This is a genomic window from Bacillus sp. z60-11 (assembly GCF_046464135.1).
Classification (GTDB): Bacteria; Bacillota; Bacilli; order Bacillales; family Bacillaceae; genus Bacillus; species Bacillus sonorensis_A.
The window spans coordinates 322,154-346,277 of the sequence record NZ_JBIYSN010000005.1 but is presented as its reverse complement, the minus strand read 5'-3'; the positions used below and the strand labels follow the sequence as shown (position 1 = coordinate 346,277).

Sequence of the window (24,124 nt, the reverse complement as noted above, 5' to 3'; positions counted from 1 at the left end):
ATATTTTTGATGAAATTGTCCTTCAAGCCATCAATCACGAAATGGTTGGCGGGCGTGTCCTTTTTACCGATTCAACCCATCTCAAAGCCAACGCCAACAAGCATAAATATACGAGGAAAACGATTGAACAGGATACACAAAACTATATAAAGGACTTGGATGAAGCCGTGCAAGAAGATCGGGAGGCGCACGGAAAAAAGTCTTTAAAAGCCAAAGAGGAGGTGAAAGCTAAAAAAGAAATTCGCCACAGTGCCACCGATCCCGAAAGCGGCTATCTTTACCGTGAAAATAAACCTGAAGGTTTTTTCTATTTGGATCATCGAACAACGGATATGAAATACAATATCATCACCGATGCCTATGTAACACCTGGCAATGTCCATGATTCTGCACCTTATCTTGATCGTTTAGATCACCAAATCGGACGATTTGGTTTTCAAGTTGAAGCCGTCGCTCTGGATTCCGGCTATTTAACAACACCAATCTGTAAAGGGCTTTCCGACCGCCATATTTTTGGCGTCATTGCCCACAGACGCTTTCATCCTAAAAAAGGTTTGTTTCCTAAATGGAAGTTTCAATACGACAATGAAAAAGATCAGTACATTTGTCCAAACGGACAAACACTTTTTTACTCCACAACCGATCGAAAAGGCTACAGGTTTTATAAATCAAATCCTGAAAAATGCGCTTCATGTCCTCTGCTTGAGAGCTGTACACGATCTAAAAACCATCAGAAGGTCGTTTCAAGACACATATGGGAGGATCATAAAGAAAAGGTCAGGGAAAATCGTTTGACTGCCTCAGGAAAAACCCTCTACAAAAAAAGAAAAGAAAAAATAGAGCGAAGCTTTGCAGATTCAAAACAGCTGCATGGGCTTCGCTACTGCCGGTTGAGGGGAAAACGGAATGTGACGGAACAAGTTCTCCTCACAGCTACCTGCCAGAATATGAAGAAGATTGCCACACACCTAGCGAAGCTAGGCTAGGAGTGTGGGAGGCCTTTTTCTGTTTCTTTGTAAGAAGAAAAACATATCAAAACCTATTTAAAACAAAAAGCTTGTAGAAAAACATGGGTTTCTCTACAAGCTGAAAAACAGCTGTCTTCGCAAGACAGCTGTTTTTTAAGTTAACCCGTAATCGCCGAAGCGTTCAGTGTGAATAATTCTTCAAGCTCATCTTCAGAAAGCTCGGTGATCCAGTTTTCGCTTTGAATGATCTGATCATTCAATGATTGCTTGGATTCGAGCATCCGGTCGATTTTTTCTTCAATCGTACCGGTGGTAATGAGCTTATGGACGTGTACAAAGCGTTGTTGCCCGATTCGGTATGCCCGGTCTGTGGCCTGGTTTTCAACCGCCGGATTCCACCATCTGTCATAGTGGACGACATGGTTGGCGGCCGTCAGATTCAGTCCTGTTCCTCCCGCTTTTAAGGACAAGATCAGGATAGGGAACTCCTTATTTTGAAACTGTTCCACCATCTTGTCCCGTTCAGGTTTTGACAGGCTTCCGTTTAGAAACTTGACCGGTTCGCCCAACGATGTTTCAAGCTGGCGCTTCATCATGTCGCCCATTCCGATGTACTGGGTGAAAATCAGGCAGCTTTCATCGCTTTCACGGACGGTTTTCGCCAATTCGAGCAGTTTTTCCAGTTTGACGGATCTGCCGTGAAGAAGTTCCGATCCGAATTCCTTTAAGTAAAGGGCCGGGTGGTCGCAGATCTGTTTCAGCTTGCCGAGCATGCTGAGGATCAAAGCTTTCCGCTGCATGCCGGCAAGGTTTGTCATATGTTCGAACGTATCTTTGACGAGCTGCTCGTAAAGGGAAGCCTGCTCGGCGGAAAGCGGCACGAATTCTTTTTCCTCCTGTTTTTCCGGCAGGTTGAGCGCGACCTCCTGATCCCGTTTTGTCCTCCGCAATAAAAACGGCTTAATCAGCTGCTGGAGCTGCTCGATCCGCTTTTCATCACGATCTTTTTCAATCGGCAGGACGAAGCGCTTGTGAAAGCTGCCAAGACTTCCGAGGTAGCCTTTATTCATAAAATCGTAAATCGACCAAAGCTCTGTCAGACGATTTTCCATCGGTGTTCCGCTCAGCGCGATATGGTGAAGGCCGTTCAGCTTTCTGATCGAGCGGGATTGCTTCGTATGCGCGTTTTTAATGTTTTGCGCCTCGTCAAGGCAGATGCAGTTCCACGTCACAGAAGCGAGTTCGTCAAAATCGGACTGTGCAAGGCCGTAAGATGTCAAAATAATGTCCTGATCTTTGCAAAACTCGAGAAACGCTTCACCTTTCGGGCGTTTTGGCCCGTAGTGGAGCGCGGCCGACAAGCCGGGGGCGAACGTCTCAAGCTCGCGCTGCCAGTTGCCGAGGACGGAAGTCGGCGCGATAATCAGAGACGGCGCTTTTTGCCCCTGTTCTTTTAAATAGGCGAAATAAGCGATCATTTGAATGGTTTTTCCGAGTCCCATATCATCGGCGAGGCAGGCGCCAAAGCCGCAGTTTCTGAGAAAAATCAGCCAGTTTACGCCATCCTCCTGATAGGCTCGGAGCTTGCCTTGAAAGGTTTTGCCGATGGGATAGGCGGGAAGCTCGTCTCTGTGGCTCAGCTTTCTGATCATATTTTTGAGCTGATAGGACAGTTCGAAACGAACCTCGCTGAAAGCGGATGCGTCGAACAGGCCGTCTTCATCCGGCATGTCGTTTTTGTCCGTCAGTTCGCGCGCCAGAATATCTGACATATGAAGTCCTTCAGTTTCCGCCCGCTCCATCAGCTTTTTCATTTGTTTGATAAAATTCGGATCGATTTTAATCCATTGGCCGCGGATATTGACGAGCCGCCTTTTATTGGCGACAAGCTGATGAAATTCCTCCTCCGTCAGTTCAATTCCATTTGTCGCAAATCGCCAGTTGAAGTCCATGAGCGCGTTCATCCCGACAAAAGATTCTCCGCGGGGAGCCTGCGACACCTTCGCCTTCAGCATCATATTGCTGTCTTTAACAATTTGCCACCACGACGGGAGGAGGATTTCGATCCCCATATTGACGAGTGTTTCACTTGCCTCTGATAAGAAGATCCAAGCTTCTTCTTCTGACAAAAGCGTTGTACCCGATTCGATTGAAAGCCACGGCACGATTTGGCGGAACCGGTCCTGCTCACGGGCGATTTTGTCCGCGTAGGTTTTCCATGATTTTTTCAGGCTGTTCAAACCGTCAAAAAAGCGAATATCGCCGCTTTTTTTATCGCGCAGAAACAATTCGATTTTCCAATCGTCGCCGTCAAACTCAGGTTCGTTTAAACGGAGCCCGACGGTGAACGGCGCGGGATTTTCACGCCAGCCGATCGTTTCAAGAAAGTCTTCTTCATCAAGAAAATGCCCCTGGAATGTGGTGACCGCCGGGGAATGCGCCACGATCTCTTCCCATTTCGCTTTCAGCTCGTCATGATAGTCGATGTAATCTTCCACAGCGCGGGAAAACCATTCCGCCGTATAGCCCTCCAGCAGCCCTTCCTGGTCCTTAAAGCGTATAACACCTTGCTTCCATGCTTCATAGTCGGGGAGGAAATCTTGATCTTCGATGAATTCATAAATGGTTGAAGCGGTTTTCATTAAAGGCTCCGTTTCCTCGGTCAGGATGATCTCGCTAAAGGAATTAAACGAGTTTTTCCCGAGAAATTCGGCCGCCATCCAGGGAGACAGAACAACGGCCGGTGTTTCCAAACCGGCATCTTCAAGGAAGGTGCCGTAAAAGGATGATTCATGCCACTGGAATAAATGCCGTTCCATCTCACTTCGTGAGAGCTGCTGCTGCTGCTGATCATAACAAGATAAAATGAATGTGCAGTCTTCAGACTGTTCGACATGGATTACGATTTCTTTAAGACTCGCCATCAATTAACTTTCCTTTCTTTAGCTCCTCCTGAAATGCCCGCAGCCTTTTATAGCGGGATGAAAGCTGTACCATAAACCGGTCCCAGACAGCCTGTTTTTTCAACTTCTTATAAAACGTGCGCAATTTTTTTAAATATTTGACGGCATCTTTATAAGCGGAGCGGTTTTTCTGCTCAATCAGCTCGACAATTTCCCTGTGATAGGAAGGGATCAGCGCTTCAGGCGCTGCCGCCGCGATATCCTTTAAGGCATTTTGTCCGATTTCTGAAATGGAAAAACCGACGAGGCTGTGGATCTCCATCCATTCCATAAACCGCTGTTTGCCATAAAGAAATTGGCTGTACTCTGTAAATGTATATGGAAGACATTTTCGGCAATACCTTTCAAACACATGCTCGTCCTTTGTATGATGGCTGTAATCTCCGAGAAACAGGAAAAATTCGCTTAAGACATCTCGTATTTCCCGGTACGGTTTGTCGAGTCTGCAAAAGCCTTCCACAAGGTTTTCCAGCTGTTCATACCATTTTTTTAGACGCTTCCAGTCTTTTTTTGCCGTCATGATTCCGAGCCATTGAAATGTAAACGGAAGGATTTCAGGAGAAAACGCGGCCGATTTTTCAAAAATGGCATCATCGTTTTTCAGCAGAAACTCAAGATGAAGCCGGCCGAATTGAACTTCGGGAGACGCCTTCAGTCCGCTTAAGATGTTCAGCTCTTCTTTCAGCCATTTCGGGCGTGAAAGGAGTGCGCTCCATACCTCTCCGAAAATCCGCAGTCTTTCGTATTGGAAAATGTCCCGTTTCAGAAGCAGTTCCCGCAGGACGGCGGGCGTCTTTTCCAAAAACGGGTCTAGGGAAAAGGACAGCGCATATGTCTTCAGTTCATCGATCGCGCTGTAGATCGTATCCATCAGCTGTTCGATGTAAGGGTTGAGCGAATAAAAATCTTTCTCCGGGTCGATCCGGCCTTTTTCAATTAATGTATGCATGGCCAGCCATGTCGCAAGGGCCGCATGGATCTGGTACATTTTTTTCAGTTCCGCCTCAGCCGGTGTCCGCTTTTTTAAACTTGAAAAATAGCCGTAATACAGGTATTGCATCGTCTGCTGGTTTTTCGGCGTATACTCCTCCCAACGCCTGAATTCGCTTTTGAAAAAGCTGATCCAGCTGTGCAGCGAATCTTTCCCAGACTTATGATGCATTTGCCCAACCAGCATGTCCTGGCGCTCGCGCCGTTTCTCTTCTTTCCAAAATTCCGTGAAAGTGCCCAATCGTTCATATTGTGCATATATATATAAGTAAACGGCAAGCACATGGCGGCAGATGTTTTGGGCAGGGCATGTACAGGTGCTTTTTTTGATATCGGATAGGTCGATTTCAACCTTAACCGGGACAACATCCTGAACGTAAGCGGAGACTGTATGCCCGTTCAGCGGCTTGACTCTGTAAACGGAATCTTGTCTGTATAAGATCAGCGCTTTTTTCATCAGCTGAATGTTCTCAGCAGTGCACGGCAGTACATGCTTAAACTGTTCAGCCGCTTCCATTACAACTGTCTTTGGGATCATACTTTGAAGCATGTCCATCGCTCCTAACCGAATGACTTTTAAAAAGTTTCCAATCTCTCTATTATAGCTTAATCCGTCAATCCAAAAAAGATTTTCCGGGGAAATGGACATAAAAACGAATCGGTGTCGAATAATGTAATAGACTATGGCAAATTGAATCCTTACATCATATAATTTGAAGTATGATCCGAAATATTTTTAATTCATGGAAGCTGAGAGGAAAAGGATATGGATGACAAGGAATTGAATCAGGAAGAATTTTTGAAAATTCTTATGCATGCTTATGATATTGGCGAGAAGTCGAAAGATATTACGACGAAAGAACTTCTTGAAGATTTAATTCTTCATATCAAAAATGGATATACAACGTAAAAAGTGCGATAGACTTGGTCTCTCGCACTTTTTCGTTCAGCAAAAAGCGCGCAGGTCCTGCAAAAGTCGATCTATAACACCATATAAAGACGAAAGATTCCCGCTATCTCCCGCTATTTGTCAAGAAGTTTCTTCCCTGAAACCGAACCATTATATGTATAATTAAGGTAGTTGTACAATTTGCTGAAAATTACAACAAATCCGCAAATCGTGGGGGGCTTCTATGGAAGATAAAATCGGTTTTAAAGACGTGTTCCTCGTGTTGAAAAAAAGGTTTGTTCTCATCACCGTGATGACCATAACGGCAGCTTTGTCCAGCGCCGCCGTCAACTTTTTTTTCCTTACACCGGTTTATCAGGCATCTGCTCAAATCCTCATCAACGGCCGTCAAACCTCTAATTTCGCCGACATTCAGACCAATCTCGAACTCATCAACACCTATAACGCCATTATGGAAAGCCCGATCATACTCAATCAAGTCAAAAAAGACCTCAGCCTGCGGGAAACGGCTGAAGAGCTGAAGAAAAAAATAACGGTTGTCAGTGAAAACGAGTCGCAGATTGTCAGTATATCCGCCACTGACAAGGATTATTCCAAGGCGGTGAATCTCGCCAATACCGTTGTTTCCGTTTTTAAGAGAGACATTCAAAATATCATGGGCGAAAAAACCGAAGTCAATATTGTGGCAAAAGCCATGCCGGACGCTTCACCGGTTCCGATCAGTCCGAATAAAACGTTTAATATCGCCGGATTTACAGCATTCGGTCTGCTGTTTGGAGCGGGGCTCGCGTTTCTTTTTGAACTTTTGAAAAACACCGTCAAAAACGAAGAGGACATTGAAAAGGAGCTGGAGCTGTCCGTCTTAGGAAACATTTTGTATATGAAGTCGAAAAAAGGCCAGGCTGTAAATCCGCATATCTTCAGCGGGAAGGATCAGACGTTTTAAATGCCTGACAGGAGGTTCGATTATGATCGATATTCATTGCCACATTCTTGCGGATGTCGATGACGGTGCAATGAGCATAAATGACAGTTTGGGAATGGCGAAAAAAGCCGTTGCTCAAGGGATACATACCATTATCGCAACCCCTCATCAAAACCGTCGATACAGGAATCAAAAAGAGAAAATCCTTGCCGGCGTCTCAGCATTAAGAGCCAGAATAGAGCAGGAACATATCCCGCTAAACATCACACAAGGACAGGAAATCCGTTTATACGGGGAATTGAAGGATGACCTCCGCCGCGGCAGACTGCTCAGCCTCTCTGATACGAAGTATGTGCTGATCGAGCTGCCTTATCATCATGTGCCGCGCTATGCGGAAAAACTGCTGTTTGATCTTCAATTAAACGGATATATTCCGGTTATTGCCCACCCTGAGAGAAACATAGAAGTAATGGAAAACCCCGGTGTATTGTACCGCCTTGTTAAAAATGGCGCATGTGTCCAGCTTACATGTTCAAGTCTCGCCGGACGCTTCGGCAGAAACGTTAAATGGCTGTCCCGCCGCTTGATCGAAGCAAATCTCGCCCATTTCATCGCCTCAGACGCCCACAATCTCACGACACGCTCCTTCTTATTTGATGCCGTAGAAAACGAATATGGCCGCGACTTCTTGAGTATGTTTATAGAAAATGCCGGGCTTCTTTTACAAAACCGGGTGATTCCAAAAGAGCCGCCGCTTCCCATCAGAAAGAAAAGGCTGTTGGGCCTGCTCTGAAAAATCCCGGGATGCTCCGTTTAAGCCGGCATTTTACTCAGTCAGAGGAGGAGCAGCATGCATATTTCGATTGTTGGCACAGGCTATGTCGGTCTTGTGACAGGCGTCTGTTTAGCGGAAATCGGCCATCATGTCACATGCATTGATATTGACGAAAAAAAGATCGCTTCCTTAAGAAATGGAGTGTCGCCAATCTATGAGCCGGGGCTTGAAGAGATGATTGACAAAAATATGGCCCGCGCCAGGCTGGCATTTGAAACAAGCTTTGAAAAAGGACTGTCAAAGGCCGAGGTGATATTCATTGCGGTCGGCACCCCGCAAAAGGAAAACGGCCAGTCCGACCTCCGCTACATTGAAGCCGCGGCGGAAATGATCGGCCGCCATGTGAAGCGCGATTGCCTTGTGGTGACGAAAAGCACGGTACCCGTCGGAACAAGCGAGTTGATTTCGGCGATCATCAAGCGGCATTTAAGGGAAGGGGTTCGCCTCACGATGGCGTCCAATCCCGAATTTTTGCGGGAAGGGTCTGCCGTCTATGATGCGTTCCACGGCGACAGAATTGTGATCGGCGCGGAGGACGAACAAACGGCTGACCTGCTTGAACAGATTTTTAAGCCATTGCGCACTCCTGTTTTTAAAACGGATATCAGAAGCGCAGAAATGATCAAGTATGCCTCCAATGCATTTCTTGCTACAAAAATCAGTTTTATTAATGAAATATCGAATATTTGTGAGAAGCTCGGAGCTGATATTGAAGCCGTCGCCTATGGAATGGGACGGGATAAAAGGATCGGCCATCAGTTTTTAAAAGCCGGCATCGGATACGGAGGCTCGTGTTTTCCGAAGGATACAAACGCGCTCGTCCAGATTGCCGGCCATGTCGAGCATGATTTTGAGCTTTTGAAATCGGTCATTAAAGTGAATAATGTGCAGCAAACCCTTTTACTTGAAAAAGCCGTCAGGCGTTTCGGCGAATTAAAGGGCAAAAGGGTTGCCCTGCTGGGCCTTTCCTTTAAACCGAATACAGACGATATGAGGGAGGCGCCTTCCATCATCATCGCCGAAAAGCTGGTTGAAATGGGCGCATCGGTTAAAGCGTTTGACCCAGTTGCGGTAAAACACGCAAAACAGATGCTGCCCGGCTCTGTGCGATATGCGGAGACGATTGAAGACGCGGTTAAAGGAGCGGACGCGGTGATGATTTTGACAGACTGGGAGATCATTAAATCCTTCCCTTTAGCTTCTTATAAAACGCTGATGGATGAACCGGTTATTTTTGACGGACGAAATTGCTATCCGCTATGGGAAGCGGCTGAAGCGGGCGTTGAATACCATTCGATCGGCAGGCGGCAGGTTGTCCCCATCCATATTTAGCAGCCTTTTGCTCAAAACAACGGTATGACAAGACCGCCGTAAGCGAATGCCGCAACAATGAGAAATGCGGGGTGGATGCGGAATTTCGTCAATGCCGCCCATGATAGCAATGCAATCACCAGCGATTGGATCCAACCGATCGATTGAACTGCGTTCCCGCCGATTTCCCATGTCAACAAAAGCATCATCACGGCAATGACCGGCTGAACGGACAATGTCATGCCTTTGATAACAGGCGACTGGCGAAAGCGGCGGATCAATTTCAGCAGCAAAATGAGCGCAATCGCCGAGGGCAAAACAGTGGCGGCGAGAGCGATGATGACGCCCGGCCATCCGAGTACACTGTAGCCGACGTATGCGGCAATTTTCGTGGCGATCGGCCCGGGCAAAGCGTTCGCGAGCGCAAGCATGTTTGAAAATTCGTCTTTTGACAGCCAATGAAAGTGCTGAACGACTTCTTCGAAATTGAGAGGAATTGAAGCCGGACCGCCGCCGTAGCCGAGCAGGTTTGCGATGAAAAAGGCCCAAAACAAATAAAAGAAGATCATGAGGCGGACACCCCTTTATCCTTTTTCTCCGGCAGTTTGCGTTTCAGTTTAAAGTGAAATGCGCCGTAAGCCAAAAAGATGATCACGATCACCCCGGGGTGTATCGCAAACACTTGAAGCCCCAAAAACGCAAGAATGAAGAAAAGGATGCCTGCTGCCGCTCCAAAGCCTTTCAATGCTTTTTGTCCAAATTCATATGCCATGATCCCAAGCATGACGGCGATCACAGGGGTGACCGCGCCGATCATGCCGCTGACGATTGTTGAATGGCTGAGCACGTTGACGGCCGCAAGCAAAGCGGCCATTGCGATGCAGGTCGGCAAAATATGGGCTGTTGTAGCGACGACGGCGCCCGGGACGCCTTTTACTTTATGTCCCAAATATGCCGACATTTTCGTGGCGATCGGTCCCGGCAGCGCATTGGCGATCGCCAAAATTTCTCCGAATTCATCATCATCTATCCATTTAAATTTCGTGACGGCTTCATGCCTGATCAGCGGAATAACGGAAGGCCCCCCTCCAAAGCCCAATATGCCCGTTCTCACCATGGCGACGATCAGCTCGCGGTAAGGGTGTTTCATAAGCATGTCTCCTCCTGTATTAAAGCTTCATACCCATGCGGCTTTTATAACGTTTGATCAGCATCTGGCAGTCAACGCTGACAACCCCCTGCAAAGGATAGAGCCGCTTTGTCAAAAATTCCTCCATCTCCTGATCATTGGCAAAGATTCCGTGCATATGGAGTTTGCTTGGGCCCGTCATATGATAGAGGCTTGTAACGGCGGATTCTTTTTCCAATGCGACGGCTACCGTCTCCAAGTATTGGGGCTCGACTTCGACATTAAAAAAGACGGATACATGAATGCCCACCTTTACCGGATTAATCACGGCTGTGAATTTTTCAATGATTCCCTCCTCCATCAGGTTATTGATTCGCGTCTGGACAGCGACCCTTGATAAGCCGACGCGCTTTCCTAAATCCGTATAGGAGATTCTCCCTTCTTCATGCAGGATCGATAGGATTTTCTTATCTGTTTCATCAAGGGTTAAATTTGGCATATGGTAATTGATACTCATCATCGGCACCTTCCTTGGATTTTTCTAGGTTGTTAAAAACGCAATGTGTTAATATTGATATGAAACGTTTTGTAAATTGTATCATAATTTTGATTGCGATATGAATAGTTTTTCTTGTTTTCTTCATCTTAATGAAAATGAATGGGAGCTTTTCTGTCGCAGAAGTAGCGTTCGGGAAGCCGAGCCGCTATACTTCAAAACACGAACAGGGATATAAAAGAAAGGAAGGGCGTATGGAGAAATTAAAAATCGGTACAAAACAAATGGTTGTCAGTCCTCATTATCTTGCTTCTCTGGCTGGGCACAGCATGCTGGAGAAAGGAGGGAATGCATTTGACGCGGCGGTGGCGGTCAGCGCCTGTCTTGCCGTTGTCTATCCGCATATGACCGGGCTTGGCGGAGATTCATTTTGGCTGATGTATCATCAAAAAAGCGGAGCTGTAAAGGGGTACAATGGAAGCGGAAGGTCAGGAAGGCTTGCCATTCGTGAGAGATACGCAGGCGAGGCTGCAATTCCGGCCAGAGGGGTGCGGAGTGCGATAACCGTTCCGGGGATGGCCGACAGCTGGTGCGAAATAGTGGCGGCCTTCGGGCGCCTTTCCCTCAAAGATGTTCTCGAACCGGCGGTTATGTATGCTGAACAAGGATTTCCCGTCTCGCGCGATCAATGTGAAAACACTGAAAAAAACGCTCACTGGATGTGTGAGATACCGGTGACATCAGACATATACCTGCCCGGGGGAAAACCGCCTTCCCCTGGTGAGCGTTTCGTGCAAAAAGAACTTGCCGCATCATTAACGATTCTTGCAGAAAAAGGGAGACATGCTTTTTATCAAGGGGAGATCGCTCAAGTCTTAGCCGCTTATCTGCAAAACAACGGAGGTCTTTTGACCCTTGAAGACTTCGCCCGCCATAAAGGGGAATGGGTGGACCCCATTTCTACTACATACAGACAATATGACATCTATCAAATGCCTCCCAATTCCCAAGGTTTCACAGGCCTCATGACGCTAAACATCCTGGAAAACTATGATTTTACCAATATCAAACACGGTTCTTTTGAATATTATCATCTGTTGATCGAAGCATTAAAACGAAGCTTTGCCGACCGCAATCAAGTATTAACTGACCCGGATTTTTCGCCGGTGCCGCTTGACCGTTTGCTTGACAAAGCATATGCCCGCAAGCTGGCAGCGGATATAGGGGCGCAGGCGATGCCTTTGGAAAGCCCGCCGGCCGGAAGTGATACAGCATATGCTGCTGTCATGGATGGAGAAGGGAATGCCGTGTCTTTTATTCAAAGTCTGTATTTTGAATTTGGCTCAGGTGTGACAGCTGGAGATACGGGAATCATCCTGCAGAACAGAGGGTCGTTTTTTTCCCTTGATCCAGGACATGTCAATACGCTGGAGCCGGACAAAAGATCGTTTCATACATTGATGCCGGCGATGGCGTGCAAGGACGGCAAACCGAAAATCCTCTACGGAACACAGGGTGGTGAAGGGCAGCCTCAGACGCAGACGGCTCTATTGACGAGAATGATAGATTACGGGATGGATCCGCAGACAGCCGTCAATGAGCCGAGATGGGTGTGGGGCAGAACATGGGGGGATCAGGTTGAGGGTTTGAGAATTGAAAACAGAGTCGCGCCCGAGGTGATTCAAAAGCTGAGAGAGAACGGACACCGGGTGACGGCAGTCAATGATTATGACGGGATCGTGGGACATGCGGCGGTTATTCAAATGGATGATCACGGTTTCCTTCGGGGTGGAACAGACCCGAGAAGCGATGGTGCCGCCATCGGTGTTTGAACACAAGGCTGTTTTTCGAGACAACCCCCTTTGGCGAGGGTGTTGTCTCGTTTTCTGCCAGTCTATTGATTGTTTTGCTCGTTTGACACATCGATAAAATGCTTCAAAGCGGGATTTCGGTTGTCTTTTCTATGTGCGGTTATCCATTCTGCGTGAAGCGGCATGTCTTCGATTTCTTTGTAGATCACATCGAGATTAAAGAGCCGTTTGGCCGCCGCCGGCACGACCGCAACTCCCATTCCAGCCGATACGAGGCCGATCACCATCTGGTATTCGGTGGCTTCCTGGGCGATGTTTGGGATAAATCCGGCTTTTTCACACAAAAAGTTGAACTCTGTATACAAAGAGGGCCACGATTCTTTAGCGATGACAATCAGCGCTTCATCTTCAAGGTCTTTCAATTGAACCCGGGCTTTTTCGGTCAGCGGATGATATTTCGGAAGCGCGAGAACGCAGCGGCTTTTCTTCAATGTGTTTGTTTTCAGTTCATCGTTTCCCAGCGGGGGGTGCAGTACACCGATGTCAATATGCCCGTTTAATAAAGCTTTGATTTGATTGGGGGTTGAAAGCTCCCTCAGCTCAATTTTAACGGAAGGAAACTGGTTACGGTATTCCCTGATGATCGGTGGCATGATCTCAAACGTTGCAGAACCGACAAAGCCGATCACGAGTCTGCCAAGCTCCCCCCGCGCCGTACGCTGGGCCATGTCGACCGCCTGGTCAATCTGGGAGAGGCCTTCGGTGATTTGCTTTAAAAAAACACTGCCTGCTGCCGTCAGTTTGACGGCTCTTTTTGATCTCTTCAGCAAGGTTACGCCAATCTCACTTTCAAGCTGTTTTATTTGCTGGCTGAGCGGAGGCTGTGTCATTTGCAGCCGAAGAGCTGCTTTTCCGAAATGCAGCTCTTCGGCTACAACCATAAAATAACGAAGGTGGCGCAGCTCCATCATTCACTCATTCCTTTCTGAATGCGATTTCAGTCGTTTTACATATTAATTGTAAGACAAAGAAGTATTGGAAAACAATTTCCACAAGATGTATATTTAATAATACAATAAATTTATTAAAAATTCATTGTAAATGAATGAAAATGGAGGAGTGAGGGCTTTGAATAATCTAGCCGCTAAAAATGAAACTCTTACTGTAAGAGGAGCAGAGCTTGTGGTGGACAGTCTCATTCAGCAAGGTGTCACTCATGTTTTCGGTATTCCGGGAGCAAAAATCGATGCGGTTTATGACGTGTTGAAAGACAAGGGGCCTGAATTGATCGTTTGCCGTCACGAGCAGAATGCAGCATTTATGGCGGCGGCAGTCGGACGATTGACTGGAAAGCCCGGTGTTTGCCTGGTGACTTCAGGTCCGGGAGCGTCTAATTTAGCTACCGGTCTTGTAACAGCCAATACAGAAGGAGATCCGGTTGTTGCCCTGGCGGGTGCTGTAAAAAGAGCGGATCGTCTCAAGAAAACGCATCAATCGATGGATAACGCGGCGTTGTTTCAGCCGATTACAAAATACAGCGCAGAAGTAGAGGATTCTAATAATATTCCTGAAGCCATGACCAATGCGTTCAGAGCGGCGGCTTCTGGACAGGCCGGCGCAGCCTTTCTCAGCCTTCCGCAGGACGTGACGTCCGGCCCGGCAACCGCCAAACCGGTGGGAACCTTGCCGGCGCCGAAGTTGGGCGCGGCTCCGGATGAACTGATCAGCGCGGCCATCGCCAAACTTCATAATGCGAACCTTCCCGTCGTGCTTGTCGGCATGAAAGGAGGAAGACCTGAAGCGGCAGAAGCGGTCCGCCGTCTGCTTAGAAAAGTGAAGCTTCCGTTCGTTGAAACATATCAGGCGGCAGGAACGCTTTCCCACGATCTCGAAGACCAATACTTCGGCCGCATCGGATTATTCCGCAATCAGCCCGGTGATATGTTATTGGAAAAAGCGGATGTCGTCCTGACGATCGGCTATGATCCGATTGAATATGATCCGGTCTTTTGGAATGGAAAAGGTGAGCGCAGCATTATTCACCTTGATGAAATTCAAGCTGATATCGATCATGACTACCAGCCTGAAATTGAGCTTATCGGTGACATCGCAGAGACTTTAAACCATATTGAGCATGACTCTCTGCCTGTTTCAATCGACAAACCGCTCGCGCCTGTTCTTCAATACTTAAAGAAAGCATTGGCGGAACAAAGCGAACCGCCTAAAGAGAAAAAAGCGGATCTTGTTCATCCGCTGCAAATCATTCAAGATTTGCGCCAATTGCTGAGCGATGATTTGACGGTGACCTGTGACATCGGTTCCCATGCCATTTGGATGTCGAGATATTTCCGTTCCTACCGTCCGCTTGGCCTCTTGATTTCAAACGGTATGCAAACGCTCGGTGTTGCTCTGCCTTGGGCGATTGCGGCAACCCTTGTCAATCCGGGGCAAAAAGTCGTATCTGTTTCAGGAGACGGCGGCTTCTTGTTCTCAGCGATGGAATTGGAGACAGCGGTCAGATTGAAAGCGCCGATTGTCCACCTCGTCTGGAATGACAGCACATACGACATGGTGGCGTTCCAGCAGGAAATGAAATACAACCGGACGTCAGGAGTCGACTTTGGCAATATCGATATCGTAAAATATGCTGAAAGCTTTGGAGCAAAAGGATTGAGAGTCAATTCTCCTGATGAGCTGCAGGATGTGCTTAAAGAAGGTCTTGATGCAGAGGGACCTGTCGTTATTGATATCCCGGTTGATTACAGTGATAACGTGCATTTGGCAGACCAGCGTTTTCCAAAAGCATTTGAGGAACAATTCAATAAACAAACCTCTAAGCAATCTTGATCACACCATGTCCAATCACAACGAAAAAATCAAGGGAGTGAAAAGAGGAGCATGAAAAGTATAAGCAAGCAGAAAGTCATTTCATCGATCGATAAAAATCTTGACCAAGTCTATCAGGTCTCGACGATGGTTTCCCTATTGGACGGTATTTACGACGGGGATTTTTACATGTCGGAGATTAAGGAGCACGGAGACTTCGGGATCGGTACGTTTAATCAGCTTGACGGAGAACTGATCGGGTTTGACGGTGAGTTTTACCGACTCCGTTCAGATGGAAAGGCCTATCCCATTGAAGAAACGGACTGTTCTCCTTTTTGTTCGCTAACGTTCTTCCGTCCGGACATTTACCATGAGATCAATCAACGAATGACGCTTGAACAGTTTGAAAAAGAGATGAAAAAGGTCATGCCGAGCGAAAATCTGTTTTATGCGATTCGCATGGACGGTGTCTTTAAAAAAGTGAAAACGAGAACGGTGGAATTACAGGAAAAACCGTACGTCCCGATGGTCGAAGCGGTTAAATCCCAGCCGATCTTCGATTTTGACGACATTAAAGGCACAATCGTCGGCTTTTGGACGCCTGGGTTTGCTCACGGTATCGCCGTATCAGGCTTTCACCTTCATTTTATTGATGAAGAACGCAATGGCGGCGGGCATGTATTTGATTATGAAATCGAAAAATGTACGGTTCAGATTTCGCAAAAACTGAACATGAACCTCAGATTACCGAATACGAAGGATTTCTTTAAAGCGGATTTAGCAAGCCACGATCTTGTGGCAGGCATTGAAGCGACAGAAGGAAATCCGGAACAATGAAGAAAAGCCCTCTTTCAAAAAGAGGGCTTTTTCAGCCATTATCGCTTCTTTCCTAAAATTAAAATCCCTTTAAGGCAGAAAGACAGAGGACGGCCGTTTTCGTCCAGGACAATTTGAAATTTATCGCGGCATGCCTGCGATGATCCGGTCAAATGGGCGGCAATGTCCGGCCTTTTTTCCTCAGGCACGGCTCCCCGGTCAATCCAGCTGTCGTATTCAATGGGGATATTCCACTTTCCCTGTTCCATATAATCCAGCCCGTGTTCTTCAAACCATTTGTTCCATTCGGCAAGCGAATATTCGCGGACGTGCGACGGATCTCTCATCTGATTGAGCCGGTTGATAAACTTGTCGAGGGCCTTATTTTCAGGCGCGTGATGGTCCACGAGGATAAAGCTTCCGCCCGGCTTCAGAACGCGGGCGATTTCGGTCATCGCCCGGCGGATGTCAGGAAAATGGTGGGCCGCAAAACGGCATGTGACGATATCAAAGGAAGCGTCGGGAAAATCGAGGTTTTCTGCATCCCCTTGAAGAAATGTCACATTGCGGGCATTTTTTTCTTTGGCAAAAAGAGCGGCGGTCTTCACCATTTCTTCTGTGACATCGATCCCTGTGCACTGTTTGACAAACGGTGAAAAGGCAATCGCCGTATGGCCCGCACCAGTCCCGACATCAAGCAAGGTTTCATTTCCTTGCAGAACGGTGCTGTCGATCATTACATCAAGATCCTTTCCTGCTGAAAATATCGGTTCATCGCGATACTGGTCAGGGTTTTTTGAAAATTGCTGCTGAGCGCTCGTTTTCATGAACATCATCCTCCCATATGGTTATGGATTCATGGTATCGAAGTGACATATATAAGTCTAAGATATAAAATATATGAAAACGATAGTCTGAAACTATGGAGGACTTAAGGAACATGGAGATGAGACTTTTTGAATATACCGTTGAAATCTATCAGCAAGGCAGTTTTACGAAAGCTGCTGACAGCCTTCATATCGCTCAGCCATCGCTGAGCCAGCAAATCAAAAAACTGGAGTTCGAGCTTGGCTTTCCCCTCTTTTACCGGAAAAGGGGGGGCGTGTCTCCGACTCCCCAAGGAAAACGGTTTATTCAAAGGGCACAGGAGATGCTCAGGGCGAGAGATGAACTGCTGCGCGAAATGCGGGATCAGCGGCTGGAAATGGGGACAGAGCTGTCGATCGGGATGCCGGCTGTTACGGGAGCCTATCTGCTGCCCCCGCTGTTAAAAGCGTTTTTGGACAAACATCCGAATGTACATGTCCAGCTGATCGAAGAATCGCCAGCAGTGTTGGAGGAAATGACGGAAAATGGTGAAATTGATTTGTCAATTTTGCCGCTGCCGATTGAAAATGAACGGCTGGCAACCGTGCCAATCTTGACAGAGCCGCTTTTTCTGGCCGTCCCGTTTGAAAAGCAGAGCTGGATGACGGAGCCATTGCAGACGTTTATTTATTCCGTCCGAAACGAAGCGGAAAAAACGGCCGTTCCATTAAAGGCGGCTGAAGCTGTTCCGTTTATTTTATTAAAAGAAGGGTACGGGTTCAGAAGGACTGTGCTTGATCTCTGTGCAGAAGCCGGGTTTAAGCCGCGGGTGACTTTCAAAACAAGCAGCATTGAAACCGCACAGTCCCTTGTTGAACATGGAATGGGTGTCACCGTGGTGCCCCGGATGGTGATGAGGGAAACATCCGGCAAAATGATCTATGCCCCTTTAGATACGGGATCGTCCCGAACCCTTGTGTTTGCCTATTCGGAAAACTGTTATGTAAGCCGTGCTGCTAAAGCGTTTATGGAGGCAGCGAAAAAAATGAACCGGACCTCCTTTTGATTGAGGTCCGGTTCATCCGCTTATTTTTTGGCTTCCAGCTTCAGCGGGGCCGGGATCGTTTGCTCGACCTTTTTCCCGTTTAAAATATCCTTGGCGGCCTGAACTGCGAGCTTGCCGATCAATTCCGGCTGCTGGGCGATCGTGGCTGCCATATCTCCCGCTTTCACCGCTTTGACCGCATCTTCATTTCCGTCAAAACCGACGACAAGGATGTCCTTGCCAGAGCTTCTGATCGCTTCGATCGCACCGAGCGCCATCTCATCGTTATGAGCGAAGACGGCTTGAATATCCGGGTGTCCTTGAAGGAGGTTTTCCATGACGTTCAGCCCTTTTGTCCGGTCAAAGTTGGCCGTTTGCTTGGCGATGACATCGAGTTTTTGATCCGCCGTTTTGTGAAAACCGGAGCCGCGCTCCCTTGTCGCCGAAGCGCCGGGAACACCCTCCAGCTCAGCGACTTTGGCGCCTTTTCCAAGCTGTTTCACGATGTAATCGGCTGCCATTTGTCCGCCTTTTACATTATCTGAAGCGACAAGCGTTTCCACTTTTCCTTTATCAGCTGAGCGGTCAAGGGTGATGACCGGGATGCCGAGCGAATTGGCGGATTGGACGGCCGTGGAAATCGCCGAGGAATCCGTCGGATTGATCAAAAGAGCATCCACACCTTGCTGGAGAAGGTCTTCTACATCATTGATCTGTTTAGCTGAATCGTCCTGTGCATCAACGACGATCACTTCGATTCCCCGTTTTTTCGCTTCATTGACAACACCGTTTTTTAAGGAAACGAAAAACGGATTTTTCAGAGTGGAGACGGATAAACCGATTTTGATATCAGATCCATTGTCTTTTTTTGGTTTGGCCCATTCCGGCGGCTCCAACGAACAGGCTGACAAAAACAGAAGCATGAATGCCGTAAGCAGCGTCAGTATGTTTTTCATCAATAATAGCCCTCCTTATGCGGATTTCTTGCGGTCAAGCAAGACTGCGATCAAAATGACGATACCTTTGACGACCATTTGGAAAAACGAGGAGACGCCGATCAGGTTCAAACCGTTATTTAATGTTCCGATGATGAGCACACCGATCAGTGTGCCGACGATCCGTCCTCTTCCTCCGGCAAGGCTTGTTCCGCCCAAAACGACGGCGGCGATGGCGTCAAGCTCATAAGAGGTGCCCGCCGTCGGCTGGGCAGAATTCAAGCGCGACGTCAAAATGGCTCCCGCCAATGCGGATAAAAGGCCGGAAAGACCATAGATCATCACTTTGATCCGCGGCACTTTAATTCCAGAAATCAGCGCCGCTTTTTCGTTACCGCCGATCGCGTATGTGCGGCGTCCGAACGGTGTTTGATGAAGAATCGCCCAAAGGATGACAAAAGCTGCCGCCATGGTGACGGCGGGGACGGGAATGCCCAACAGGTAGCCGCGGCCGAAAAGCTGAAAGCCGTAGCTGGTGCCGAGCCCTGTAATCGGGTTTCCATCCGTATAGACCATCGTCAGTCCGCGGAAAATCGTCATTGTCGCAAGCGTTGCGATAAATGGAGCCATCTTGCCTTTTGTGATCAAAAGCCCGTTTACCATCCCCAGCACAGCCCCGATCAGACAGCCGATGATAATGGCGAAAATAGGGTCGATGCCGCCGACGATCATCCCGGCGATTAAAGCGCTTGATAATGCGAGAATCGCGCCGACGGAAAGGTCGATACCTCCCGTCAGAATGACAAAGGTCATGCCAAACGCGATCAGCGCATTGATCGCGACCTGACGCAGCAGGTTTAAAATATTTAACGGCTCTAAAAAGCTCGGATTTAATACCGAAACGATGACAACGAGAATGATCAGCCCGAGAAGCGGGCCGAGTTTTTGTAAAACAGAGTCGATATTAAGGCTTTTTTCAATATGTTTAGCCGGTTGCTGATTCATGTTACCGCCCTCCTGTAGCGAGTGTCATAATCCGTTCTTGTGTCGCGTCTTTTCTTGACAATTCTCCGCTGAGCGTTCCTTCATGGATGACAAGGACCCGGTCGCTCATCCCGAGGATCTCGGGGAGTTCTGATGAGACCATTATGATCGCGACGCCGCGGTCTGTCAGCTCATTCATCAGCTCGTAAATTTCCCTTTTGGCTCCGACATCGACGCCGCGCGTCGGTTCATCCATAATCAGAACTTTAGGGCCGATGCCGATCCATTTGGCAATGACCACTTTCTGCTGGTTTCCCCCAGAAAGGCTGCGCGCATCGGTTTCGCGCGAAGCGGTTTTGATCGTCAGCCGTTTGATCAACAAGTCGACGAATTCCTGCTCGCTTTTTTGATCGATCCATCCTTTCGGAGAAAAGCTGGCGAGGTTTGGCAGTGCAATGTTGTCCCTGATCGACGCATCGAGCACAAGGCCTTCGTCTTTCCGGTTTTCAGTGATAAAGCCGATCCCTCGTTGAACGGCGTCGCTCGGCTTTTTGACAGCCGTTTTTTTGCCGTTAATCAAAATCTCTCCTGAATCAAGCGGATCGAGTCCGAAAATGGCTCTCATCATCTCCGTGCGCCCCGCTCCCATCAGGCCGGATATCCCGACGATCTCACCGGCATGGATGGTGAAGCTGATATTGTGGAAGATTCCTTTTTTTGAAGCATTCTTGACTTCGAGCACGGCTGCACCCGGGTTTGGATTCCTTGCGGGATAGCGTTCCGTCAGCTCCCGGCCGACCATTTTTTTCACAACTTCATGAAAGTCGGTGTCTGGAATTCTTTTTGTATCGACCGTTTTTCCGTCGCGCATAACTGTAATCCGGTCGCAAATCGTAAAAATCTCCTCCATGCGGTGGGAAATATAGACGATGGACACGCCATTTTTCTTCAATGCTGCAATGACTTCGAACAGCTTCTTGATTTCTCGCTCTGTCAAAGCCGCTGTCGGTTCATCCATGATGATCACCTTGGCGTCTGTCATCAGCGCTTTGGCGATTTCAATCATTTGCTGCTGGCCGACGGAACAGTGGCCGGCTTCTTGATCGAGAGAGATGGAGACGCCCAGTTTATCAAGTTGGGATTTTGCTAGCGCTTTCATTTTTTTGTTATTTAAAAATCCGAGTGTTAAAGACAGCTCCCGGCCGATAAATAAATTCTCCAAGACGGTCATTTCCGGCCAAATGTTCAGCTCTTGGTGGATGAAGGCGATGCCGTTTTGTTCAGCATCCTTCGGATCGGAAAAATACGTTTCCTTCCCGTCGATCTTGATCATTCCGCTGTCCAGCTTGTGAAGGCCGGTCAATAGATTCATCAAGGTTGATTTTCCCGCTCCGTTTTCTCCCATTAAGGCATGGATTTCACCTTCCTGAAGTTCGAAGGAAACACCGGACAAAACCTGGTTTTGTCCAAATGCCTTATAAATGTCTTTCATTTCAATATGCATAGGCTACCCCTTCTTTCCAGATGTGAGGATATGAACATCTAAAAGATCACTCCCGCGTGCAGGATGCAGTTGGCATAAGGTGTCGCTTCACCTGTGCGAATCACGGCTTTCGCCTTTTCCGCTGCTTTTTTCAATGCTTCGTGGGGAACATGTTCGATCGGCTGTTCAGAGAAAAACGTTTTTAAAAATTCGGCTTGTTCCGGATTGGCGGTTTCAATTTCTTTGGCAGCGGTGACTTTTTCCACAACCATTTCGCTGGCAATGAGCCGCGTCACCTCCTGAAAGCCGGGAGTCCCCAGCTCGAGAGCAAGGTCTATCTTTGGGACGCCGGAAGGGACGGGCAAACCGGCGTCCGCGATGACGATGGTATCGGTATGCCCGATGTCGGCCAGCACTTTGGCGATATGGCTGTTTAAGATGCCGTGTTTTTTCATGACAGTTCACGCTCCACTTCTTCTCTGAACGGCATCCCGCCTTGAGCGCCGAATTTTAATACGGATAAAGAAGCGGCCCGGTTTGCAAAGCGTAAGGCGGTTTCAATATCTTTCCCTTCGGACAGGGCGACAGCAAATCCCGCATTAAAGGTATCTCCCGCTCCAGTGGTGTCAATCGCTTCCACCGGAAATGAAGGGACGAGCTTTTCTTCATTTCCATTATGGTAGCGGACTCCGTTTTTGCCCTCTGTAATGAACAGTTTTCCGGGGTGGCGCTTCAGCGCATCCTCTTGGGAAAGTCCCTGAAACAACATGGCCGCTTCATGTTCATTCGGTGTCAGATAGGACGCGTTTTCAATGGTTTCCTGACGGAGTGGTCTGGCGGGAGCGGGATTGAGCAGCAGGGGAGTGCCGAGCGTTTTGCAGAGCCCGCTTACATAATCAACCGTTTCCTCGGGAATTTCCTGTTGAATGAGGACGATGTCCGCCTTTTTGATGGCGGTGAGCGCCTTTTGAACGTATTCCGGTGTAACCTGATCATTTGCGCCTTTGACGACGATGATGCTGTTATCTCCCTCTGCCAGAACGATATGTGCGGTACCGCTTTCCATATCTGTAACCGGTTCCACATAGTCTGTCAAAACCCCGTTCGCTTCAAGGTTTGCGAGGATGGCTTGACCGTAATGATCATCCCCGACACGGCCGATCATATAGACTTCCGCTCCCAGTCTCGCGGCTGCGGCAGCCTGGTTGGCGCCTTTTCCGCCGGGAACGGTTTGAAAGGAATCGCCAAGCACCGTCTCGCCGGCTTTCGGCCGTTTTTGCGATGTGACGACTAAATCCATTGAAGAGCTGCCAATTACACATATTTTACTCATTGTCATCCGCCTTTCTAGTCGTTTGTCTTTCGATAAAAGCGACCGGCATTTTAACAGCCGGCTGTTCAATATATTCATGCTTCAAGATTCTAAGCAGCAGTTTTGCCGCTTCTTTTCCCATTTGATATGCAGGCTGCCTGATTGTTGATAAGGAAGGAAAAAGCAATTCGCTTTGCGGAATATCATCAAATCCGATGATCTGCAACTCGTCGGGCACTTTGATCTTCCGCTTCAACGTCTCATGCAAAACCGCGGTTGCCACAATATCATTGCTGGCAATGATGCCGTCTGTCTCCGGATAGGCGGAAAATAACTCAGCCGCCCGTTTTTGCGCTTCCTGAAAAGAAAATGTTTCGGTTTTCATGACATGAAAATCAACATCGGCTCCGCTTAAGATGTCAAGCGCGCCGTTGAACCGGTCTGTTGCGGTCTGCAAGTGGCCGGGCCCTTTGATTAAGGTAATGCGTGATGAATGTCGTTTGATGATCTCCGAAGCTGCGATCCGTCCGCCTTCCTTGCTGTCCGCAAACACGGCGGGCGCATGTTCCCCGGTTCGGTCGAGAAAGACAATCGGCATCGGCAAATCTTTGTAATTTGATGCTTCAGGGTAATTTGTTGCAGAGATGACGCCGACGACATGATTTTGCTGAAATGTCTGGAGATAATCGAGTTCTTTTTCAAGATTTTCATCACTGTTTCCGAATATCAGCCTGAAGCCGTGTCTGTGAATTTCGTCTTCAACTCCCCGGGCCAGCTGAGGGAAGAATGGGTTTGTGATGTCGGGCAAAAGCAGCCCGATTAATCTTGATTCCCTTTTATAGAGAGATCTGGCCACTTCATTCGGGCGGTAATTCAGCTCTTCCATCACCTTCATCACGCGTGACCTGGTCTCCTCATGGACGTATCCCGTCTCATTCAACACGCGGGAAACCGTAGCGACAGATACTTTTGCCGCAAGTGCAACGTCTTTAATCGTAGCCAACGGGACGTTCTCCTTCCTTGTGTAACCGTTTACATAAAGATTATCATGAACTTCATGAAATCACAATCAAAAAAATCATCCCATGGATTAGAAACGAATCGGGATGTTCAGGCAAGCCTGCCCCCCTGAGGCGCTTCTAATAGAAAAAAGTCCCGCACATCTGTTGATTTATTATAAATTTGTCGGATTCAGTAACAATAAGAATAGTAAGAAAAATTAAAAATGTTAAAGTTTGATGAATTCTCGTTGAAAAAAATTAATGGCTGTTTAAATCCTAGGATTATAACCTATAAACGAAAAAAAGAAGCTGAATCGAACGGCTTAAAAATTGTTTGGATTTACTAATGAATCCCGCTTGATGGTGAAGCGGATTTTCAAGTTTTGCAATGTAGTCTGGAGGTCATGGGACTCCATGATTTTTCACAGCGGCAATTGATGACTTTTTGACCCGTTGCAAAACGGTGAATAAAGCGTGAATCCGGCGGTTTTTCCGTAATTACGGCGAAGTACGGAACATAAAGGGCTGACCCGAAACCCATCTTTTAGCCTTTCATAAATAATAGGGAGAAAAGTAT

Annotated in this window: 22 protein-coding genes; 9 read left to right on the top strand and 13 right to left on the bottom strand. The window is 47.8% G+C overall.

Annotated elements, in window-relative coordinates; translation table 11 throughout:
• Window positions 1–986, top strand: a 986-nt coding sequence (locus ACINLD_RS16350; protein ID WP_410207083.1) for an IS1182 family transposase, incomplete at its 5' end; no start/stop codon positions are given.
• A 140-nt stretch (window positions 987–1,126) separates the two neighbouring features.
• Here ACINLD_RS16350 and ACINLD_RS16345 read toward each other — a convergent pair.
• Both ACINLD_RS16345 and ACINLD_RS16340 read right to left on the bottom strand, forming a co-directional pair.
• Window positions 1,127–3,892: a DEAD/DEAH box helicase gene (locus ACINLD_RS16345; protein WP_077736062.1), complete on the bottom strand. Its 2,766-nt coding sequence runs from the start codon at window positions 3,890–3,892 to the stop codon at window positions 1,127–1,129.
• A complete protein-coding gene (locus ACINLD_RS16340; protein WP_026589017.1) occupies window positions 3,879–5,471 on the bottom strand; it encodes an SWIM zinc finger domain-containing protein in 1,593 nt (530 codons plus the stop codon). Before ACINLD_RS16340 ends, ACINLD_RS16345 begins: the two co-directional genes overlap by 14 nt.
• A gap of 216 nt (window positions 5,472–5,687) precedes the next feature.
• On the opposite strand from ACINLD_RS16340, the gene ACINLD_RS16335 reads away from it, so the two are divergent.
• The 4 genes from ACINLD_RS16335 (at window position 5,688) to ACINLD_RS16320 (ending at window position 8,923) form a co-directional block, all read left to right on the top strand.
• Complete coding sequence (locus ACINLD_RS16335; RefSeq protein ID WP_142246073.1) at window positions 5,688–5,831, top strand: hypothetical protein; 144 nt, start codon at window positions 5,688–5,690, stop codon at window positions 5,829–5,831.
• Window positions 5,832–6,054: 223 nt separating this feature from the next.
• Window positions 6,055–6,777, top strand: coding sequence for a YveK family protein (locus ACINLD_RS16330; protein ID WP_077736063.1), 723 nt, complete (start codon window positions 6,055–6,057; stop codon window positions 6,775–6,777).
• A 22-nt stretch (window positions 6,778–6,799) separates the two neighbouring features.
• Window positions 6,800–7,549 (top strand): tyrosine-protein phosphatase, encoded by a 750-nt coding sequence (locus ACINLD_RS16325; RefSeq protein ID WP_410207082.1) that lies wholly within the window; start codon window positions 6,800–6,802, stop codon window positions 7,547–7,549.
• A gap of 57 nt (window positions 7,550–7,606) precedes the next feature.
• Window positions 7,607–8,923 carry a UDP-glucose dehydrogenase family protein gene (locus ACINLD_RS16320; protein WP_410207081.1) on the top strand — a complete coding sequence of 439 codons (1,317 nt, stop codon included), beginning with the start codon at window positions 7,607–7,609 and terminating at the stop codon, window positions 8,921–8,923.
• Between the two features lie 11 nt (window positions 8,924–8,934).
• Here ACINLD_RS16320 and ACINLD_RS16315 read toward each other — a convergent pair whose 3' ends face one another.
• Genes ACINLD_RS16315 through ACINLD_RS16305 form a run of 3 tightly spaced genes read right to left on the bottom strand, consistent with a single transcriptional unit; the run spans window position 8,935 to window position 10,548 of the window.
• On the bottom strand, window positions 8,935–9,471 hold the full coding sequence (locus ACINLD_RS16315) for a chromate transporter (protein WP_077736064.1): 537 nt from the start codon (window positions 9,469–9,471) through the stop codon (window positions 8,935–8,937).
• Complete coding sequence (locus ACINLD_RS16310) at window positions 9,468–10,058, bottom strand: chromate transporter (RefSeq protein WP_236251195.1); 591 nt, start codon at window positions 10,056–10,058, stop codon at window positions 9,468–9,470. The genes ACINLD_RS16315 and ACINLD_RS16310 overlap by 4 nt, the downstream gene beginning before the upstream one ends.
• Before the next feature lie 13 nt (window positions 10,059–10,071).
• Window positions 10,072–10,548 carry an Lrp/AsnC family transcriptional regulator gene (locus ACINLD_RS16305; RefSeq protein WP_277692952.1) on the bottom strand — a complete coding sequence of 159 codons (477 nt, stop codon included), beginning with the start codon at window positions 10,546–10,548 and terminating at the stop codon, window positions 10,072–10,074.
• Between the two features lie 233 nt (window positions 10,549–10,781).
• Between ACINLD_RS16305 and ggt the strand changes: the two genes are divergently transcribed.
• On the top strand, window positions 10,782–12,359 hold the full coding sequence (gene ggt / locus ACINLD_RS16300) for a gamma-glutamyltransferase (protein WP_410207080.1): 1,578 nt from the start codon (window positions 10,782–10,784) through the stop codon (window positions 12,357–12,359).
• A gap of 62 nt (window positions 12,360–12,421) precedes the next feature.
• Here the strand turns inward: ggt and alsR are convergent, their stop codons facing one another.
• Complete coding sequence (gene alsR / locus ACINLD_RS16295; RefSeq protein WP_026589009.1) at window positions 12,422–13,306, bottom strand: acetoin biosynthesis transcriptional regulator AlsR; 885 nt, start codon at window positions 13,304–13,306, stop codon at window positions 12,422–12,424.
• A 133-nt stretch (window positions 13,307–13,439) separates the two neighbouring features.
• On the opposite strand from alsR, the gene alsS reads away from it, so the two are divergent.
• Both alsS and budA read left to right on the top strand, forming a co-directional pair.
• A complete protein-coding gene (gene alsS, locus ACINLD_RS16290; RefSeq protein ID WP_372708859.1) occupies window positions 13,440–15,185 on the top strand; it encodes an acetolactate synthase AlsS in 1,746 nt (581 codons plus the stop codon).
• A 51-nt stretch (window positions 15,186–15,236) separates the two neighbouring features.
• Window positions 15,237–16,001, top strand: coding sequence for an acetolactate decarboxylase (gene budA / locus ACINLD_RS16285; protein WP_026589007.1), 765 nt, complete (start codon window positions 15,237–15,239; stop codon window positions 15,999–16,001).
• 38 nt (window positions 16,002–16,039) lie between these two features.
• Here budA and ACINLD_RS16280 read toward each other — a convergent pair whose 3' ends face one another.
• Complete coding sequence (locus tag ACINLD_RS16280; RefSeq protein ID WP_051290439.1) at window positions 16,040–16,807, bottom strand: class I SAM-dependent methyltransferase; 768 nt, start codon at window positions 16,805–16,807, stop codon at window positions 16,040–16,042.
• A 113-nt stretch (window positions 16,808–16,920) separates the two neighbouring features.
• Between ACINLD_RS16280 and ACINLD_RS16275 the strand changes: the two genes are divergently transcribed.
• The gene (locus ACINLD_RS16275) at window positions 16,921–17,853 is read left to right on the top strand and encodes a LysR family transcriptional regulator (RefSeq protein ID WP_077736065.1); all 933 of its coding nucleotides are present in this window, start codon (window positions 16,921–16,923) and stop codon (window positions 17,851–17,853) included.
• 20 nt (window positions 17,854–17,873) lie between these two features.
• Here the strand turns inward: ACINLD_RS16275 and rbsB are convergent, their stop codons facing one another.
• Genes rbsB through ACINLD_RS16245 form a run of 6 tightly spaced genes read right to left on the bottom strand, consistent with a single transcriptional unit; the run spans window position 17,874 to window position 23,549 of the window.
• Complete coding sequence (gene rbsB, locus ACINLD_RS16270) at window positions 17,874–18,788, bottom strand: ribose ABC transporter substrate-binding protein RbsB (RefSeq protein ID WP_026589004.1); 915 nt, start codon at window positions 18,786–18,788, stop codon at window positions 17,874–17,876.
• Between the two features lie 15 nt (window positions 18,789–18,803).
• Window positions 18,804–19,772 (bottom strand): ribose ABC transporter permease RbsC, encoded by a 969-nt coding sequence (gene rbsC, locus ACINLD_RS16265; RefSeq protein ID WP_026589003.1) that lies wholly within the window; start codon window positions 19,770–19,772, stop codon window positions 18,804–18,806.
• Window position 19,773: 1 nt separating this feature from the next.
• On the bottom strand, window positions 19,774–21,255 hold the full coding sequence (locus tag ACINLD_RS16260; protein WP_410207079.1) for a sugar ABC transporter ATP-binding protein: 1,482 nt from the start codon (window positions 21,253–21,255) through the stop codon (window positions 19,774–19,776).
• Window positions 21,256–21,293: 38 nt separating this feature from the next.
• Window positions 21,294–21,689: a D-ribose pyranase gene (gene rbsD / locus ACINLD_RS16255; RefSeq protein ID WP_026589001.1), complete on the bottom strand. Its 396-nt coding sequence runs from the start codon at window positions 21,687–21,689 to the stop codon at window positions 21,294–21,296.
• Window positions 21,686–22,567 carry a ribokinase gene (rbsK, locus tag ACINLD_RS16250; protein WP_077736067.1) on the bottom strand — a complete coding sequence of 294 codons (882 nt, stop codon included), beginning with the start codon at window positions 22,565–22,567 and terminating at the stop codon, window positions 21,686–21,688. Before rbsK ends, rbsD begins: the two co-directional genes overlap by 4 nt.
• Complete coding sequence (locus ACINLD_RS16245) at window positions 22,560–23,549, bottom strand: LacI family DNA-binding transcriptional regulator (protein ID WP_410207078.1); 990 nt, start codon at window positions 23,547–23,549, stop codon at window positions 22,560–22,562. Before ACINLD_RS16245 ends, rbsK begins: the two co-directional genes overlap by 8 nt.
• Between the last annotated feature and the right edge of the window lie 575 nt (window positions 23,550–24,124).

What these genes read in the sequence shown, in the direction of transcription:
- ACINLD_RS16345 (WP_077736062.1), bottom strand. Translation starts at nt 3,892, where the DNA reads ATGGCGAGTCTTAAAGAAATCGTAATCCATGTCGAACAGTCTGAAGAC.
- ACINLD_RS16340 (WP_026589017.1), bottom strand. Translation starts at nt 5,471, where the DNA reads ATGCTTCAAAGTATGATCCCAAAGACAGTTGTAATGGAAGCGGCTGAA.
- ACINLD_RS16335 (WP_142246073.1), top strand. Translation starts at nt 5,688, where the DNA reads ATGGATGACAAGGAATTGAATCAGGAAGAATTTTTGAAAATTCTTATG.
- ACINLD_RS16330 (WP_077736063.1), top strand. Translation starts at nt 6,055, where the DNA reads ATGGAAGATAAAATCGGTTTTAAAGACGTGTTCCTCGTGTTGAAAAAA.
- ACINLD_RS16325 (WP_410207082.1), top strand. Translation starts at nt 6,800, where the DNA reads ATGATCGATATTCATTGCCACATTCTTGCGGATGTCGATGACGGTGCA.
- ACINLD_RS16320 (WP_410207081.1), top strand. Translation starts at nt 7,607, where the DNA reads ATGCATATTTCGATTGTTGGCACAGGCTATGTCGGTCTTGTGACAGGC.
- ACINLD_RS16315 (WP_077736064.1), bottom strand. Translation starts at nt 9,471, where the DNA reads ATGATCTTCTTTTATTTGTTTTGGGCCTTTTTCATCGCAAACCTGCTC.
- ACINLD_RS16310 (WP_236251195.1), bottom strand. Translation starts at nt 10,058, where the DNA reads ATGCTTATGAAACACCCTTACCGCGAGCTGATCGTCGCCATGGTGAGA.
- ACINLD_RS16305 (WP_277692952.1), bottom strand. Translation starts at nt 10,548, where the DNA reads ATGAGTATCAATTACCATATGCCAAATTTAACCCTTGATGAAACAGAT.
- ggt (WP_410207080.1), top strand. Translation starts at nt 10,782, where the DNA reads ATGGAGAAATTAAAAATCGGTACAAAACAAATGGTTGTCAGTCCTCAT.
- alsR (WP_026589009.1), bottom strand. Translation starts at nt 13,306, where the DNA reads ATGGAGCTGCGCCACCTTCGTTATTTTATGGTTGTAGCCGAAGAGCTG.
- alsS (WP_372708859.1), top strand. Translation starts at nt 13,440, where the DNA reads ATGAATGAAAATGGAGGAGTGAGGGCTTTGAATAATCTAGCCGCTAAA.
- budA (WP_026589007.1), top strand. Translation starts at nt 15,237, where the DNA reads ATGAAAAGTATAAGCAAGCAGAAAGTCATTTCATCGATCGATAAAAAT.
- ACINLD_RS16280 (WP_051290439.1), bottom strand. Translation starts at nt 16,807, where the DNA reads ATGAAAACGAGCGCTCAGCAGCAATTTTCAAAAAACCCTGACCAGTAT.
- ACINLD_RS16275 (WP_077736065.1), top strand. Translation starts at nt 16,921, where the DNA reads ATGGAGATGAGACTTTTTGAATATACCGTTGAAATCTATCAGCAAGGC.
- rbsB (WP_026589004.1), bottom strand. Translation starts at nt 18,788, where the DNA reads ATGAAAAACATACTGACGCTGCTTACGGCATTCATGCTTCTGTTTTTG.
- rbsC (WP_026589003.1), bottom strand. Translation starts at nt 19,772, where the DNA reads ATGAATCAGCAACCGGCTAAACATATTGAAAAAAGCCTTAATATCGAC.
- ACINLD_RS16260 (WP_410207079.1), bottom strand. Translation starts at nt 21,255, where the DNA reads ATGCATATTGAAATGAAAGACATTTATAAGGCATTTGGACAAAACCAG.
- rbsD (WP_026589001.1), bottom strand. Translation starts at nt 21,689, where the DNA reads ATGAAAAAACACGGCATCTTAAACAGCCATATCGCCAAAGTGCTGGCC.
- rbsK (WP_077736067.1), bottom strand. Translation starts at nt 22,567, where the DNA reads ATGAGTAAAATATGTGTAATTGGCAGCTCTTCAATGGATTTAGTCGTC.